Raw genomic sequence first — 16,452 nt, forward strand, 5'->3', positions numbered from 1 at the left:
GATGGAAGAGAATTCAACCGGCAAGCGCCGCTGGCACCGCTTCGAGGAATGGGATGCGCGGCCGCTCAGGCTGGACAGCTTTGCAGACGAGAACCCGGAGGATGGCTTCGCCGTCTTCCACAGTCCCTATGATCCAAGCCCGAGCCTGCGGCTTGCACCGGATGGCTCCGTGCTGGAGATGGACGGGCGTCTTGCTGCGGATTTCGACATCCTCGACGCATTCATCGCCCATCACCACATCGACCCGGCCGTCGCGGCGGAAGCCATGGCGATGGACAGCGCGCAAGTGGCGCGCATGCTGGTGGACATCAACGTGCCACGCGCCCGCCTGGAGCATCTTGCACGGGGCATGACGCCGGCAAAACTCACCGACGTGCTGGGTCACCTGAACGCGCTGGAGACCACATTCGCCTATTCGAAAATGCGCCAGCGACACAGCCCCGGCAACCAGGCGCATGTCACCAATGCAAAGGATGACCCGCTGCAGCTAGCGGCGGATGCGGCGATCGCTGTCGCGCTCGACTTCGACGAAATCGAGACGACGATGCGGGTGGCGGGCAATGCTTGGGCGAACGCGCTCGCCTGCACCGTGGGGGCGGCAGCCGGCCGGGGAAGTACGCTCTTCCAATGCTCCATCGAGGAGGCGGAAGAGCTGAAGATCGGCCTCGCGGGCCTTGCGACCTATGCGGAAACTGTCTCGGTCTACGGCACCGAGCGGTCCTTCGTCGATGGCGACGATACGCCCTGGTCGAAAGCCTTCCTGACGGCCGCCTATGCCTCGCGTGGCATCAAGGCGCGCTGCACATCCGGCGCGTCGTCGGAACTCCTCATGGGGTTCCATGAGAAGCGCTCCGTGCTCTATCTCGAAGCGCGCTGCCTTTGCCTTCAGCGGGCGATGGGCGTCCAAGGCACGCAGAACGGCGGCATCGACGGCGCGCCGCTCACGGCTTCGATGCCTGCGGGCGTCCATGAACTTCTGGCCGAGAACTTGCTTGCCGTCTGGCTCGGGCTCGAATGCGCGTCCGGCAATGATACCCGGATCTCGGAATCGGAAATCCGCGTCGGGGCCAAGATCACGCCCTACCTTCTTGCCGGCTCCGACCTCATCACATCGGGTTTCGGCTCGATAAAGGCCTATGACAATTCATTCAACCCCTCGCTATTCAACAGCGAGGAGCTTGAGGACTACCTCGTCCTCCAGCGCGATTTTCAGGTAGATGGGGGCCTGGTGCCCATCATGGAGGACGACGCCCTTCAGCTCCGCCGCCAGGCCGTCGATGCCTTGAGCGATGTGCTGGAGGAGCTTGGGCTCGCTCAGGCCGATCAGGCCATGAAGGAGAGCGTCGTCCATGCCTCGGGATCCAACGAGACTGAGACGTTTTCGCCGGCAACGACGTTGGCGATCAGCAGCAGCATCGCTGCGCGTGGGTTGACGGCGCTCGACATAGTCCGCGCACTGGCGAAGCGCGGCCATGAGCGGCTGGCGGAGAACGTGCTTGTCATGCTGCGCCAGCGCGTGAGCGGTGACTACCTCCAGACATCCGCGGTGATCCGCGACGGCAAGGTCGTTAGCGCCGTCAACGAACCGAACGACTATACGGGACCGGGGACGGGCTACCGCATGAGTCCCGAGAAATGGAACCGGATCAAGTCGATCCGCGGCACGATCAATCGTGAGCACGTGCTCAAGGCGGAAGGCCGCCATGAGGCGCCGACCGGCACGCCGACGCTCTATGGCATTGGCCGGGCGGAAAACGGCCGCGATCCGCACGAAGTCGTCATCGGTATCAGTCCCGCGTTCGGCGAGCGGCTGCACCAGACGACAGCGGGTCACGCGGTCACCGATGTGCTGGACGCGCTCTATTCCGGCATTCTCTCCGGCGGCGGACTGCCGCGGGTGGTTCGCATCATGCACACCGCCGACACGTCGTTTCTGGGGCTGACGGCAGCGCGCCTGTCGGGTTCGGGCTACGGCATCGGCATCCAGGCCAAGGGCACCGCGATCATTCACCAGCGTGACCGGCTGCCGCACTTGAACCTTGAGCTTTTTTCTAACGCGCCCCTCGTGACGATCGAACACTATCGACGGATGGGCCAGAACGCAGCGCGGATGACCTGGGGCGAGGTTCCCGAGCCGGTCATCGTCACGAATGATGGGCAGGCGCTCAGTGCCCGGTTCCACACGAAGGTCGCGCTTCTCTACGCAATCGAGACCGAGATGACGGTGCCCGGCGCCGAGCCGGTCGACCAGTATTTTGCGACACCGGAGCGCAACGCATGAACCAGCCGCAAAACCACGCCGATATCTATCCGCTCTCTGAGAAGGCGCCGGAACTCGTCAGGACCACGACCGGCCTCCCTCTCAAGGACTTCACCCTGGAGGCGGTGCTGGAGGGTAAGGTCGGCGCCGCCGACCTCGCCATCACGCCGGAGATTCTCAGACTGCAGGCCGGGATCGCGCGGGCGTCCGGGCGCGACAAGCTAGCGGAGAATTTCGAGCGCGCCGCCGAACTCGTGGCCGTGCCGCAGGACTTGCTGCTCAGCACATACGAGCTTTTGCGGCCCGGTCGCGCTAGCTCCCCGACGGTGCTTCGCGAGCGGGCACAGGCGCTGCGGAAAGAATTCGGCGCCGAACGCATCGCTACGCTGATCGAGGAAGCAGCCGATGTCTATGACCGGCGCGGCCTGTTCTCAAAGAGATTTTAGGAAAGGGACGACCTTGGCCCAAGTGGAAGTCGTTGGACTGTCGAAGAGCTTTGGAACAGTCAACATCATCGAAGACCTGAACCTGAAGATAGCGGATGGTGAATTCGTCGTGCTTGTCGGCCCGTCGGGATGCGGCAAGACGACCTTGCTGCGCATGATCGCAGGCCTTGAAGCGTCGAGTAAGGGCGAAATCAGGATCGGCGATCGTGATGTCACGCGGCTTTCGCCGAAAAACCGCGATATCGCAATGGTCTTTCAGTCCTATGCCCTCTACCCCCACATGACCGCTGCCGAGAATATGGGTTTCAGCCTCAAGCTCGCAGGCGTCCCGTCCGCTCAGATTTCCGAACAAGTGCAGCGCGCGGCAAAACTCCTGCATATCGAGCATCTTCTCGCCAGAAAGCCGAAGGATCTCTCCGGCGGCCAACGCCAGCGGGTAGCGATGGGCCGCGCGATGGTGCGCCAACCGGCGGTCTATCTGTTCGACGAACCGCTTTCCAACCTCGACGCCCAGCTGCGCACGACGATGCGTGCCGAGATCAAGCGGATGCATCTCGAAGAGAAGCAGACTGTGGTCTACGTCACCCATGACCAGATCGAGGCGATGACGCTTGCCGATAGGATTGTTGCCATGCGCGACGGCAAGATCGAGCAGATCGGAAGTCCCGACGACCTCTACAATCGTCCCGCGTCGATTTTCGTCGCCCGCTTCATCGGCTCACCTGCCATGAATGTGCTTCCCGCAACCATCCGTGATGGCAAGATCGTCGTTGAGAACGGCCCCTCCTTCGATTTGCCACAGGCTTTTCAAAGGCTGGGTGCACGCGACGGACGCCACATTCTGCTCGGCATTCGCCCGGAGGCGTTCCATCTCAATCCGCCTTCGGAAAACGCGCCGGCTTTCGAGATGACCGTGTCGCTCATCGAGCCCTGCGGCGCCGAAGTCTACGTGATCGGCGAGGTCGCCGGGCGCGATGTCACGATCAGGCTGAGCCCGGGCACGCAGCCTGCCCGCGGCGAGACAAGGCGGATCTACGCTGATCCCCTCGCCCTGCACCTCTTCGACAAAGACAGTGAACTGACACTGCGGACATAGGAGACAGCCATGGCCAAACCCCTTCTCGACGGCAAGGTCGCTCTGGTGACGGCGGCTGGATCCGGCATCGGGCGATCTTCCGCGCGTATCCTCGCCGCGCACGGTGCGCGCGTCGTGGTTACGGATCGCGATGTGGCCAGCGCCGAGGAGACGGCGTCCAGCATCGTCGCCGACGGCGGGCTGGCGCAGGCGCATGCCCTCGACGTCACGGACGAAGCGGCCATCGCGTCATTGCTGGATGCCGTGGTGAAGGCGCATGCCGGATTGCACATCTTGCACAACCATGCCGGCATCCAGGTGGCGGGCGCGCTCGAACAAATCGACAGCAACGATATGCGCAAGTCTTATGAGGTCAACGTCGTCGCACAGTTTGCAGCCTGCCGCGCCGCGCTGCCACACATGCGCGCACAAGGCGGCGGCGTGATCCTCAACACGGCGTCCAATGCCGGCGTCTTCCTCGACAAGGGGATGCTTGCCTATATCACGACGAAATCGGCGGTCATCACCATGACCAAGCAGATCGCCCTCGACTACGCGCAGGACGGCATTCGCGTCAACGCCATCTGCCCTGGCTGGGTCGATACCTCGTTCAACGGACCCTATGAAAACCAGCTTGGCGGCCGGGCCGCACTCGAAAAGGTCGTACGCGATCTGGTTCCCATGGGCCGCTTCGGCCGCCCCGAGGAGATCGCCGAGGCCGTTCTCTTCCTGTGCTCCGACCGCTCGGCCTTCATCACGGGCCATGCGCTCGTGGTGGACGGTGGTGAATGCCTGGCCGGTGGCAGCAACTCGTCGGTGTGAAGATCCCGGTGCCAATCGATGAGAGGCGCCAAATGAAGGAAATCGTTCTTGCAAAGTCAAATCAATCGGGCCGCCGGCGGTGAGAGCAGCGCACTGCCTCCGGTCCTCGCCACGACGGATCCGGCCCGCGCGCCGGACAGGACAGGCGGGGAAGGACACTCTCTGCTTGCGAGCTCCGGCCCCAGGATCAGCCCAGGCGATGCGGCCGATCTCGCTCGCCAGTTCTACGGTGTGGACGGCAAGGTCCGCATGCTTTCCTCGGAGCGGGACGCCAACTTTCACATCCAGCTTCCCGGCGGCGAGCAGGCTCTGCTCAAGGTCAGCAACTCGATGGAGGACAGGGCCGAGACCGGCATGCAGACCGCAGCCTTGATGCATATCGCGGCGGTCGATCCGGGCCTGCCCGTGCAGCGTATCCACGCGGCAAAAGACGGCTCTGCCTGGGTTCTCATCGACGGTCCGTTCGGCGACCGTCACATCGTGCGCCTGATGTCCTATATCGAAGGCACAATGCTAAGTGTTGCCGAGCCATTGCCGGGCCTGCACTTCGAGATCGGCCGCACCCTTGCACGGCTCACTCGAGCGCTGCGCGGCTTCTTCCACCCTTCCAGCGGCCGCTTCCTGCAATGGGATATCAAGCATGCCGGCAGGCTGCGGCCAATGCTCGAGGCCGTCGAAGAGCCGGCGCTGAAGGCAAGGGTCGTCCGGCTGCTTGAACGTTTCGATACCGAGATCGGGCCGCGCCTACCACATCTGCGTGCGCAGACGGTGCACAACGACTTCAACCCGCACAACATCGTCGTCGACGGCCCGCATGCCGCGCGTGTCACCGGCGTCATCGACTTTGGTGACATGGTGACGACACCGAATGTTTGCGATCTCGCCATTGCCTGCTCCTACCATCTCATCGGCGAAACCGGCTCGCTTAAGCCCGTTGAGGATCTGGTCGCGGGCTACGCCTCGGTCCTTTCCCTTGAACCCGAGGAGTTGGACCTGCTTCCGGATCTGATCCGCCTGCGCCATGCCACCACGCTTGCCATCACGTCCTGGCGTGCACGGAAATACCCGGAAAACGCAGCCTATATCCTTCGCAATGCCGCCGCATCGCGCCGCGGCCTGGAGATCCTCGATTCCCTCGACCCCTCCGCGACGAACGACGCCCTGGCGCGTGCTGCGGCGCGAGGCACCTTAACGGCAAGTGCAGGAAACAACTGACCATGAGCATGGTGAACGCATTCGACCCCACCCGCGTCGGCATGCTTGATCCCGAAGATCTGGGATTGATCAAGCGCCGGGAGAAAGCCCTCGGGCCAGCCTACCGGCTGTTCTACGAGGAGCCCCTGCACCTGGTTCGCGGCGAAGGCGTTTGGCTTTACGACAAGAACGGCAAGGCCTATCTCGACGCCTACAACAACGTCGCCTCGGTCGGACATTGCCATCCCAAGGTCGTCGACGCGATCTCGCGCCAGGCCAGCACGCTGAACACGCATACGCGCTACCTGCACGATGGCGTGGTCGACTATGCCGAACGGCTACTCGCCACGATGCCGCCCGCACTCGGCCATATGATGTTCACCTGCACCGGCTCGGAGGCGAACGACCTCGCCTTGAGAATAGCCCGCGCCTTCACCGGCCGGCAGGGCGTCATCGTGACGAGCCTCGCCTACCATGGTTTGACGGAGGCCGTTGCGGAAATCTCTCCCTCACTCGGAAACCATGGGCAGCGCAGCGGGCGGGTGCGGTTCATCCCCGCCCCGAACGCCCTTTTCGTTCCTCCGGCCGAGCAGGGCGCCAAGCTCGCAGCCGATCTCGCGGCCGCCATCGCCGCCATGCGCGAAGATGGCATCGAGCCTGCGGCCTTCATCGTGGACACCATCTTTTCGAGCGACGGCCTCTATCCCGATCCGGCCGGATTCCTGGCGCCGGCCGTCGATCTCATCCGCAAGGAGGGTGGCCTGTTCATTGCCGACGAGGTGCAGCCGGGTTTTGCCCGTACGGGTGAAACCTTCTGGGGCTTCCAGCGTCACGGCGTGGTGCCGGACATCGTCACAATGGGAAAGCCGATGGGCAACGGCTTTCCGGTCGCGGGCATTGCGCTGAAGCCGGATCTCGTGGCGGAGTTCGGCGCCAAGGCGCGCTACTTCAACACGTTCGGCGGCAATCCCGTAGCCTGTGCCGCGGGCATGGCCGTGCTGGATGTGATCGAAGACGAAGGCTTGCAAGCCAATGCGCGAGATATCGGCCGCCAACTCAAGGATGGGCTGGCGGCGCTCGTCGCCGGCCGGGACGACATAGCCGATGTCCGCGGTGCAGGCCTCTTCCTGGCCGTCGAATGTGTCCTGCCCGCGGAAGACCGGGCGCCGAATGCCCGACTTGCCGCCTCGCTCGTCAACCACCTTCGCCGCAACGGCGTCCTGATCAGCGCTACCGGCCCGGGTGCGAATATCCTCAAGATCCGCCCGCCACTCGTCATGAAACAGAACGATGCCGACCATTTCCTCGCATCGGTCGAGACCGCCTTGAAGGCATCGAGCGACGGCAGCTAGCGGTTCGAATAGCGCCGGTTCGCCTGCAACTTCCATTGCATATCGGGCGGAGCTAGCTGGAGGGGGATTTTTTTGATATTGGCCACCCGATATCGGAGAGCTATATGGGAAAGATCGAGAACAGGACCCTGAATGAGCGCGCTTACGATGAAATCAAGCGCTCGCTCATCGCCGGACATTTTCGTCCGAGCGATGTCCTGGTAACCCGTACCCTCGCCGAATATTATGGCATTTCGACAACGCCGGTCCGCGAAGCGCTCCAGCGGCTGGTTGGCGAGCGTCAGCTCGTCCTTTTGCCGAACCGCTCGGTTGCCGTCCCGGCATGGGATGTCGAGAAGTATCTCGAGCTCGCCCGCATCCGTCGTGAACTCGAAGGGCTGGCCGCCGAACTGGCGGCTGCCAACATCACCGACAAGAAGATACGGGCTCTCGAGAAGGTGCTTCTCGACATCGAAAAATCCATCTCGGCCAAAGACATCTCGGCCTATGTGAACCTGAACCAGCAGTTCCATTTCGCGATCTACGAGAGCGCGAATTCACCACGCTTGCTGCAGATGATCCAGGACGTCTGGGGCCAGGTCGGCCCTTACTTCCTGGAACTGTTCAGCGATCCTGTCTACGAGTCCGTCGCAAACACCGAACATGTGCTCATTCTCGAAAGCCTGAGGGCAAGGGATGGCGCCGGCGTTCGCAAGCATATTGTCGCCGATATCGCCAGCGCGGCCGAAGTGCTGGAACCGCGTATTCAGGAGCTCGCGTCTAAGGATGATCGCGTGCTCATAGGCTCGCTCCGTCTATGACAGATCGCCGCACGAGCAACGGCGTTTGGAGATTCTCAGGCCGTTGTTTCTAGCAAATAGCTGCGCCAGCCGCGGTGGGCTGTGATGTCGAGGGCATCGGTGACGGCGGAAGCTTCTACGATGAAGCCTTTTGCCGAGCTTCCGTCCTCCAAGGCCAGCGTGCCGATTCCGAGGGGGGCGGGAATTGCGGCGACGAAGCGACCGAAGGCGTCGGGCGACAGGCTCCACACTTCAACTTCGATGGAGCCACCGGGCGCGTCCGAGACGCGCAGCAGTCCTGGTTTCGGCGGCACGCTGCCGGCGAGGGAGAAGAGGCGGTATGCTGCGGTCGTGCGGGTTTCGCGCAGGAAATGGGCGCCGAGTGCCTTGAGCTCTCCGTTGAGCGGCATGCCGGAGAGATGGGCACCGACCACAACGAGCTCGATCCGGTCTTCTGGGGAGATGGACAGGGCGAGCTCGGCTTTCGGAAGCGCCCACGCGGTGGCGCCGAGCGCCAGCCCGCTGCGTTCGTGGAGATCACGCGCCAGGGAAGCGACGAGGCCATCCTTGCCGGCCGGCCCGAGCAGCGTGATACTGGCCGGCAGTCCGTCCGTGCGCTTGCCGGTCGGCACGGCCATGCCGCAGAGGTCGAGCAGGTTGACGAAATTCGTGTAGGTGCCGAGACGGGAATTTTCGCGGATCGGTTCGGCCGCAAGCTCGGCCAGCGTGAAATGCCGCGGCGCGGTCGGAACGCACAGCAGGTCGACCGAGGCGATCAGCGGCTCCACCTTCTTCTTCAGCGCTTGCAGGGCATAGAAGCCCTTGAAGGCATCGGCGGCGGAAAGCGATTTGGCGCCGCCGTAGATCTTGCGTGTCACCGGATGAAGGCTTGCCTCGTGAGCGTCGAAGAAGGGCTGGATCGCCGCATAACGCTCTGCCACCCAGGCGCCCTCATAGAGCAGGTTCGCGGTGGCGTAGAAATCGGCGAAGGGCAGCTCGACGAGCTGGTGGCCCATGGCTGACAGCGCGGACAACGCATCGGCATAAGCCGCCGCCATCGCGGCGTCGCCGAAGAATTGCCGATCGGCAACCGCCGGCACGCCGATCTTCAGCACCGGCGGGGTGGCGCCGTAACCGATCGCCGGGATCGTCCTCGAATAGGGATCGGCCGCGGCCGCCCGCGCCGCCACCGAAAAGACGCGCCAGGCATCGTCGACGGTGAGCGCGAAGATCGAGACGCAGTCGAGCGTGCGGCAGGCGGGGATGACCCCGCTGGTGGAAAGCGCGCCGACCGTGGGCTTGAGGCCGATTATGTTGTTGAGGCCTGCCGGAATGCGGCCTGAGCCGGCGGTATCCGTGCCGAGCGCGAAGGAGACGATGCCGCGTGCCGTGGCGACGGCCGAGCCGGAGCTGGAGCCGCCCGGCACCAGCGTCGGATCGATGGCGTTGCGCGGCACCGGAAAGGGCGTGCGCACGCCGACGAGGCCGGTCGCGAACTGGTCGAGATTGGTCTTGCCGATGACGAGCGCGCCGGCCGCCTTCAGCAGCCGCACGACGGTCGCGTCCGTTTCCGGCATATAGGCATAGTCCGGGCAGGCCGCGGTCGTCGGCATGCCCGCCACGTCGATATTGTCCTTGACGGCGAAGGGGATGCCCCAGAGCGGTTTTGCGACGGGATCGAATGGTCCCAGTGCTGCGGCAGCCGCCTTCACGGTGTCGATTTCGGCAAGATGCAGGAAAATCCCCGGGTCGTCCGCGGCGGTGATCCGGGCATAGGCCTGGTCGATCATGGCGTCGACGGCAAGCCCGGCCGCATAGGCCTGGTGCAGCGAGGCGATGTCGAAGGGTTGGTCCATGCTCATGCTCTACTCCGCTTCCAATATTGTCACAGGCCGATCCCATTGGATCAGCACCACGCATCCCGTGTCGCTCCAGATCGAATGTTCCGTGCCGATGGCATTGACGATATAGGACCCGGCGCCATAGTCGCCAGCTTCGTCCGATTGGGTTCCGGTCAGCACGAGTATCGTCTCCAGCCCCTCATGCCGGTGGCGCGGCACGCCCGCGCCGGCATCGTATTTCAGCAGCGCCACGCCGGGCTGGTCGTTCTCGAAGGGCTTGATCCAGTGGATCGTCACGCCATCACGGAAGGGGCCGAATTCAAGGTCCTTCCAGCCGCCGGAGATGAGGTTTTCGCGGGTTGTTTCAGGCACCGGCTATTCCCTCCAGCACGTCGTCGAGCTTCGCCGTCCAACCGACGATCGCGCCCTGCGCGCGGATCATCGCGATGGCTGCGGCCTTGAATTCCGGAAAGTAGCTCTCCGTCGCCTCCTCCACGAGCAGGCATTCGTAGCCCCGGTCGTTCGCTTCGCGCATGGTAGTCTGCACGCAGACTTCCGTCGTGACACCGGCAAAGACGAGTTGGGCGATGCCCTTTTCCGCGAGGATATCGCCGAGCGGCGTTGCGTAGAAGGCACCCTTGCCCGGCTTCTCGATCACCACCTCGCCCGCGACCGGCGCAAGCTCCGGCAGGATGGCGGTGCCCGGCTCGCCGGCAATCAGGATGCGGCCCATCGGGCCTTCGTCGCCGATCCGCAGTTTCGGAGCGCCGCGGTCGCGCTTGGCGGGAGGCAGGTCGGAAAGATCCGGCCGGTGGCATTCCATCGTGTGGATGATTGGCAAGCCGGCGGCGCGGAACCCGGCAATCAGCCGTTTGACATCCGGCACGATCGCGGTGACCCGCGACACGTCGTTGCCGAGGCTCGCGCCAAAACCGCCCTCCTCCGCAAAATCGCGCTGCATGTCGATGACGACGAGCGCCGCGGCACCCTTCTTCAGCGGAAAGGCGAATGGCTCTGCCCTGATCTCCGCCATCAATGATGCCCCGCCATATGCGCCCCGATGACGGAAATGTCGGCCTCGCGCGCCGGCGTCTCGTAGACGAGCTTGCCTTCGGACATCACCATGATGCGGTCCGACATTTCCATCAGTTCGTCGAGATCCTCCGACATCAACAGCACCGCCGCACCGGCATTGCGCGCCTTCATGATGCGCGCGCGAATCTCGGCGACGGCCGAGAAGTCGAGCCCGAAACAGGGATTGGAGACGATCAGCAGGTCAACGTCGCCGGTGAGTTCGCGGGCAAGCACCGCACGCTGCACGTTGCCGCCGGACAAGGCGGCGATCGGCGAGGCGGGCGAGGCCGTCTTCACCTTGAAATCGTCGATCAGCGACGAGGCACGCTTCTTCATACCGCGCCCGTCGAGCCAGATCGCCTCCTTGCCGCCTTTCGCCACGTCGAATGTGCGGAAGGCGAGGTTTTCCGTCACCGTCATGCGCGGCGCGCAGGCGTTGGCCAGCGGCTCCTCCGGAATGAAGCGCACATTGTTCGCGCGCGTCTCCGGCCGCGTCGCGCCATAGGCGCGGCCCTTCACGGTCACCTCACCCGTCTCCGCCGCCCGCTGGCCGGCGAGCACCTCTGCCAGTTCCTTCTGCCCATTGCCGGAAATGCCGGCAATGCCGACGATCTCGCCGGAGCGTACGACGAGGTTTTCGATATCGATCATCTTGAGGCCCGTGCGGTCCGGCGCCCTAACCTTGCTGACGGAGAGGACGGCCCTGGCGCCGTCGCTGACCGGCAGGCGCGTGTCGAGTTCGGCGAGCTTGACGTCGCCGATCATCATCGCCGCCATGTCCGCGGTAGAAAGGTCCGAGACGAGGCCCGTGCCCGTCAGCTTGCCGCGCCGGAGCACGGAGACGGCGTCGGCGAATTTCGTGACCTCATGGAACTTGTGGCTGATCATCAGCACGGTCAGTTCGCCGCGCTCCGTCATGCCACGCACGAGGCCGAGCATTTCGTCGGCCTCGGCGGGGGTCAGCACGGAGGTCGGCTCGTCGAGCACGAGGAACCGACGGCCGAGATAGAGCTGCTTGACGATCTCCAGCTTCTGCTTCTCGCCCGCAGCAAGCTCGCTGACCGGCCGGTCGAGCGGGATGGTGAAGGGCATCGTTTCCATGAAGGCGGCAAGGGCCTGCCGCTCCTTCGCCCAGTTGATGACGGCCGGAACGTCGGTGCGGTTGATGACGAGGTTTTCGGCACCCGTCAGCGAAGGAACCAGCGTGAAATGCTGGTAGACCATGCCGAGCCCGAGTGCGGCCGCATCGCGTGGGGAAGCGACCGCAACCTCGCGGTCATCCACCTGCAACTGGCCGGCGGTCTGGTGGTAGAAGCCCATGATGCATTTGACGAGGGTGGATTTTCCGGCACCATTTTCTCCAAGCAAAGCATGGAAGGTGCCGGCCGGCACCTTGATCGAGACATTGTCCAGCGCCGTGAAGGCGCCGAAGCGCATCGTCATGCCGACCGTCTCGATACCGACGGCGGGCACGGTCTTGAACGGGGGAATATTGCCGACAAGCATGGTCATGGCAGTTGCTCCACCAGTGTTTTCGAACTGGAGACGGAACCGAAGACGCCGCCCTGCATCTTCACCATCTTGATGGCGGCGAGGTGGTTGCCGTGGTCGGTCGCGCCGCAGCAATCCTCCAGAAGCAGGCATTCGAACCCACGGTCGTTCGCCTCGCGCATGGTCGTGGAAACACAAACGTCCGTGGTGATGCCCGTCAGGATGATGTTTTCGATACGCTTCTGGTTGAGGATGAGTTCGAGGTCGGTGGCGCAGAACGAACCCTTGCCGGGCTTGTCGATGATGACCTCGCCCTCCAGCGGGTAGAGTTCCGGGATGATGTCCCAGCCCGGCTCGCCGCGCACGAGGATGCGCCCGCACGGCCCCGCATCACCGATGCCGGCATGGATGCGCCGCGAGCGCCAGCGCTTGTTGGCGGGCAGATCCGCGAGATCCGGCCGGTGGCCCTCGCGGGTGTGGATGATGTGGTAGCCCTTGGCGCGCATGGCAGCGAGCACGGCCTTGATCGGCGCGATCGGCGCCTGCACCAGCGAGAGATCATAGCCCATGTGATCGACATAACCGCCCTTGCCGCAGAAGTCGGTCTGCATGTCGATGATGATGAGGGCCGTGTTGTCGGGTCGGAGCTTGCCATTATAAGGCCAGGGATAGGGATCGCCTTCGATGAAGGACAGCGTCTCGGTGTCATTGGGCATGGGGGCGAGGCTGTTCATGGGGTCGCTCCTATTTGGTGATCGAGAGTGCGCCGGGGGCGCCGGCGAGCGAGCGCGTCGGCGAGGACGTGGCGATGAGGATTGCGAGCGTCAGCACATAGGGCGCCGCGTAAAACAGGTAGTAGCCCTGCGTGACGCCGACCGATTGCAGCGCCGGCCCAAGCGCCCCTGCCCCGCCAAAAAGCATGGCGGCGAGGAAGCAGCCGATCGGATTCCAGCGCGCGAAGATGACGAGCGCCACGGCCATCAGGCCCTGGCCGGAGGAAATGCCTTCGTTCCACGACCCCGGATAGAACAGCGAGAGATAGGCACCGCCGATCGCCGCCAGCGCGCCGCCGACGGCGGTGGCCAGCAGGCGCACCGTATCCGGGTTGAGGCCCATGGCGCGCGCGGCATCGGAGCTGTCGCCGACGACGCGCAGGATGAGACCGATCCGCGTGTTGCGAAACGCCCACCAGAGGAAGACGGCAAGTGCCGCGCCGATCAGGAACAACACGTTGATGTTGAGGGCGGCCTGTACCTGCGGAACATCCGACCAGCCGCCGAAGGGGATCGACGGCAGTTTTGGCGCCGAAGGCTGGATGAAGGGCTTGCCGAGGAAGAAGGCGAGCCCAAGGCCGAACTGCATCATCGCGATACCGATCGCAATGTCGTTGACCTTCGGGAACTTGCAGATCCAGCCGTGGACGAGACCGAAGACCGCACCCGCGGCCATGGCAGCGAGCACGCCGAGCCAGGGCGACAGCGTCATCACGGCGACGCCATAGGCGGTCATCGCGCCGAAGACGAGCGTGCCTTCGAGCCCGAGATTGATGCGGCCGGAGCGCTCCGTGATCGCCTCGCCGAGCGAGACGAAGATGAAGGGCGTCGAGACGCGGATGGCGCCGGCGAGGATGGCGAGCGGAACGCCCCAGAGACCGATATCCTCCATCACGCGCTCCTTTTCCAGAGATCCGGGTTGAACAGGCGGAAGCGCCCGTAGAGCGTTTCGCAAAACAGGATGACAACGAAGAGCGTGCCCTGGAGCACGAGCACCGTCGCATCCGGCAGGCCCATACGCCGCTGGATCAGGCCACCCGAGGCGTCGATGCCGCCAAGCAGGATGGCGACGGGAATGATCGCCAGCGGATTGTGCCGCGCGAGGAAGGCGACGAGGATGCCGGTATAGCCGTAGCCTGCGGCAAGCGACGCATTCGCACTGCCCTGCACCGCCGTCACCTCAATCATGCCGGCCAGCCCGGCGAAGGAACCGGCGATCGCCGTGAAGCCCACGATCAGCCGCCTGACCGGCAGGCCCTGGATCTGCGCCGCCCGCACGTTGCCGCCGGCAATGCGCGCCGCAAAGCCGAAACTCGTCGCCTCGATGAGGATATAGGAGACGATGCAGGCGACGACGCCGATGACGAGGCCCCAGTGCACGTCCATGCCGGGGATGTTGCCGAGCATGTATTCCGCCGGCAAAGGCGTCGTCGACGGCTTGTTGAGGCTCGCCGGATCGCGCAACACCCCTTCGATCAGGTGGTTCATCAGCGCGATGGCGATATAGGCAAGCAACAGTGAGGCGATCGTCTCGTTGACGCCGCGATAGTGGCGCAGGAAACCGGAAAGGCCGATCCAGGCCGCACCGACCGCCATGCCGGCAAGCCCCATCGCCACCCAGACGACGAAGGGCGGCGCCGTGCCGATCATCGGGAGCGCGATCGCAGCACCCGCGACCCCGCCCAGCACCACCGCCCCCTCCGCGCCGATGACCACGAGGCCGAGCCGCGCCGGCAGCGCGACGCAGAGCGCCGTCAAAAGAAGGGGGGCGGCCCGGCTCAGCGAGTTCTGCACCGAAAACCAGCTGCCGAAGCCGCCGGCATACATGAGCTGGAACAGCTGTACCGGCGACTTGCCGAGCACGGCGATGAACAGCGAGAAGAGCGCGAGGCCGACGAGGATCGCAAAGAGCGCGATCGCCAGCGGCTCCGCACGTCGCGCAAGCCATTCCAGGAGGGGCCGGATCTGTCCGGCCTGCTCCGAGAGCGGTGTGATGGGCACGTTGGCTTCGATCGTCATGACGTCGCCTCCGCCAGAGTTACGAGGTCGAACCGACGACGCCTTCGACGAGATAGTCCATGCTTTCCAGCTCGATCGCATCCTCCGCGAAGGCCTGGCCGTCCGCGACCACCACGTTGCCCTTGTTGTCCTTGATGCCGGCCTTGAAGACCGAGAAGCTGCCACCCATCATCTCGGCGAGCGTGGCGTCGAACGTCTTGCGCGCTTCCTCGGAGACGCCCGGGCCGAGCGGGCTCATCTTCACGAAGCCATCCTTCAGGCCGCCGCGCACGAAATTGCCGAGCTTTTCGCCAGCCTGCGCCTTCTTGACGAAGTCGGTATAGACGTTGCCCCAGGCCCATTCCGCGCCGGTCAGGTATTTTTCCGGTGCGAGCGGGCTCTGGTTGGCGTGATAGCCGCAGATGAAGGCGCCGCGGCCGGCCGCCGTCTCCACCACAACCTTGGGGCTGTCGACATGGCAGGTGATGACGTCGGCGCCCTGGTCGATCAGTGCGTTCGTCGCCTCGGCCTCCTTGACGGCGAGCGACCATTCGCCGGTGAAGATCACCTGGCAGGTGATGGCCGGATCGACCGAGCGAGCGCCGAGCAGGAAGGAATTGATGTTCTGCAGCACCTGCGGGATCGGCTTGGCCGCGACGAAGCCGATCTTCTTGCTCTTCGAGGCATAACCGGCCGCAATGCCGTTCAGATACTGGCCCTGGCCGATATAGCCGAAATAGGAACCCGTATTGGCCGGATGCGTGCCCTCCTTCCACAGGCCGCCGCAATGGCGGAACTGGGCGTCGGGATATTTCTTCGCCATGTCCAGCATGTGGGGGTCGAAATAGCCGAAGGAGGTGGGAAACAGCAGCCCGGCGCCGTCGAGGTTGATCATCGATTCCATCGTCTTCTGGACGTCGACCGTTTCCGGCACGTTTTCCTCCTCGACGACGGTGACGCCTTCCAAGGCCTTGAGCATGGCGGCGCCTTCGGCGTGGGCCTGGTTGTAGCCATAGTCATCCTTGGGGCCGACATAGATGAAGCCGACTGTAAGCGCCGCCTGCGCCATGGCGGGGGAGAAAAGGCCGGACGGCGCAAGGCCGACGACGGCGGCGCCCATGGCAGAGGTCCTGAGAAAATCGCGGCGGGAGAAAGGAAGGAGTTTGGTCATCGGAATGCTCCTTGCGAGGAATGGAAGCCAGGTCTGGCAATGCAAGAAAGCTATGCAACGCCTATGCCAGATTCATAAGCTGTTGTTTCAAATCGATTTATTTTGGGGGCGGATTCAGCGCTGCGAAAAGTGCATGCAGTTTTGTGGCGTGCGTGATGATTTTTCAGACGGATGCA

The 16,452-nt window shown here is 64.1% G+C and carries 15 protein-coding genes; 7 read left to right on the forward strand and 8 right to left on the reverse strand.

What is annotated here, in order from left to right; translation table 11 throughout:
• The first annotated feature begins 1 nt into the window (after position 1).
• The 7 genes from GB927_RS03895 to GB927_RS03925 all read left to right on the forward strand — a co-directional run bounded on the left by GB927_RS03895 (position 2) and on the right by GB927_RS03925 (position 7,949).
• Entirely contained in the window at positions 2-2,281 is a 2,280-nt protein-coding gene (locus tag GB927_RS03895; protein ID WP_256115267.1) for a propanediol/glycerol family dehydratase large subunit, read from the forward strand.
• Positions 2,278-2,706 carry a diol dehydratase small subunit gene (locus GB927_RS03900; RefSeq protein ID WP_256115268.1) on the forward strand — a complete coding sequence of 143 codons (429 nt, stop codon included), beginning with the start codon at positions 2,278-2,280 and terminating at the stop codon, positions 2,704-2,706. Before GB927_RS03895 ends, GB927_RS03900 begins: the two co-directional genes overlap by 4 nt.
• Positions 2,707-2,719: 13 nt before the next feature.
• Entirely contained in the window at positions 2,720-3,802 is a 1,083-nt protein-coding gene (locus GB927_RS03905) for an ABC transporter ATP-binding protein (RefSeq protein ID WP_256115422.1), read from the forward strand.
• 9 nt (positions 3,803-3,811) lie between these two features.
• Positions 3,812-4,603 carry an SDR family NAD(P)-dependent oxidoreductase gene (locus tag GB927_RS03910; protein WP_256115269.1) on the forward strand — a complete coding sequence of 264 codons (792 nt, stop codon included), beginning with the start codon at positions 3,812-3,814 and terminating at the stop codon, positions 4,601-4,603.
• A 48-nt stretch (positions 4,604-4,651) separates the two neighbouring features.
• On the forward strand, positions 4,652-5,818 hold the full coding sequence (locus GB927_RS03915) for a phosphotransferase (RefSeq protein ID WP_256115270.1): 1,167 nt from the start codon (positions 4,652-4,654) through the stop codon (positions 5,816-5,818).
• 2 nt (positions 5,819-5,820) lie between these two features.
• Positions 5,821-7,149 carry an aspartate aminotransferase family protein gene (locus GB927_RS03920; protein WP_256115271.1) on the forward strand — a complete coding sequence of 443 codons (1,329 nt, stop codon included), beginning with the start codon at positions 5,821-5,823 and terminating at the stop codon, positions 7,147-7,149.
• A gap of 104 nt (positions 7,150-7,253) precedes the next feature.
• On the forward strand, positions 7,254-7,949 hold the full coding sequence (locus GB927_RS03925) for a GntR family transcriptional regulator (protein ID WP_256115272.1): 696 nt from the start codon (positions 7,254-7,256) through the stop codon (positions 7,947-7,949).
• 35 nt (positions 7,950-7,984) lie between these two features.
• Here GB927_RS03925 and atzF read toward each other — a convergent pair whose 3' ends face one another.
• The 8 genes from atzF to GB927_RS03965 are packed head-to-tail and all read right to left on the reverse strand — an operon-like array spanning position 7,985 to position 16,276.
• Entirely contained in the window at positions 7,985-9,790 is a 1,806-nt protein-coding gene (gene atzF, locus GB927_RS03930) for an allophanate hydrolase (RefSeq protein ID WP_256115273.1), read from the reverse strand.
• 3 nt (positions 9,791-9,793) lie between these two features.
• On the reverse strand, positions 9,794-10,141 hold the full coding sequence (locus GB927_RS03935; protein ID WP_256115274.1) for a cupin domain-containing protein: 348 nt from the start codon (positions 10,139-10,141) through the stop codon (positions 9,794-9,796).
• Positions 10,134-10,802: a cysteine hydrolase family protein gene (locus GB927_RS03940; RefSeq protein ID WP_256115275.1), complete on the reverse strand. Its 669-nt coding sequence runs from the start codon at positions 10,800-10,802 to the stop codon at positions 10,134-10,136. Before GB927_RS03940 ends, GB927_RS03935 begins: the two co-directional genes overlap by 8 nt.
• Positions 10,802-12,349, reverse strand: a complete 1,548-nt coding sequence (locus GB927_RS03945) for an ABC transporter ATP-binding protein (protein WP_256115423.1) — start codon at positions 12,347-12,349, stop codon at positions 10,802-10,804. Before GB927_RS03945 ends, GB927_RS03940 begins: the two co-directional genes overlap by 1 nt.
• Positions 12,350-12,351: 2 nt before the next feature.
• Entirely contained in the window at positions 12,352-13,050 is a 699-nt protein-coding gene (gene biuH / locus GB927_RS03950; RefSeq protein ID WP_256115424.1) for a biuret amidohydrolase, read from the reverse strand.
• 28 nt (positions 13,051-13,078) lie between these two features.
• Positions 13,079-13,999: an ABC transporter permease gene (locus tag GB927_RS03955; protein WP_256115276.1), complete on the reverse strand. Its 921-nt coding sequence runs from the start codon at positions 13,997-13,999 to the stop codon at positions 13,079-13,081.
• Positions 13,999-15,126 carry an ABC transporter permease gene (locus GB927_RS03960; RefSeq protein WP_256115277.1) on the reverse strand — a complete coding sequence of 376 codons (1,128 nt, stop codon included), beginning with the start codon at positions 15,124-15,126 and terminating at the stop codon, positions 13,999-14,001. The genes GB927_RS03955 and GB927_RS03960 overlap by 1 nt, the downstream gene beginning before the upstream one ends.
• Before the next feature lie 19 nt (positions 15,127-15,145).
• A complete protein-coding gene (locus GB927_RS03965) occupies positions 15,146-16,276 on the reverse strand; it encodes a BMP family ABC transporter substrate-binding protein (RefSeq protein ID WP_256115278.1) in 1,131 nt (376 codons plus the stop codon).
• Positions 16,277-16,452: the final 176 nt, after the last annotated feature.

The sequence above is a fragment of the Shinella lacus genome (genome assembly GCF_010994755.1).
Taxonomy (GTDB): Bacteria; Pseudomonadota; Alphaproteobacteria; order Rhizobiales; family Rhizobiaceae; genus Shinella; species Shinella lacus.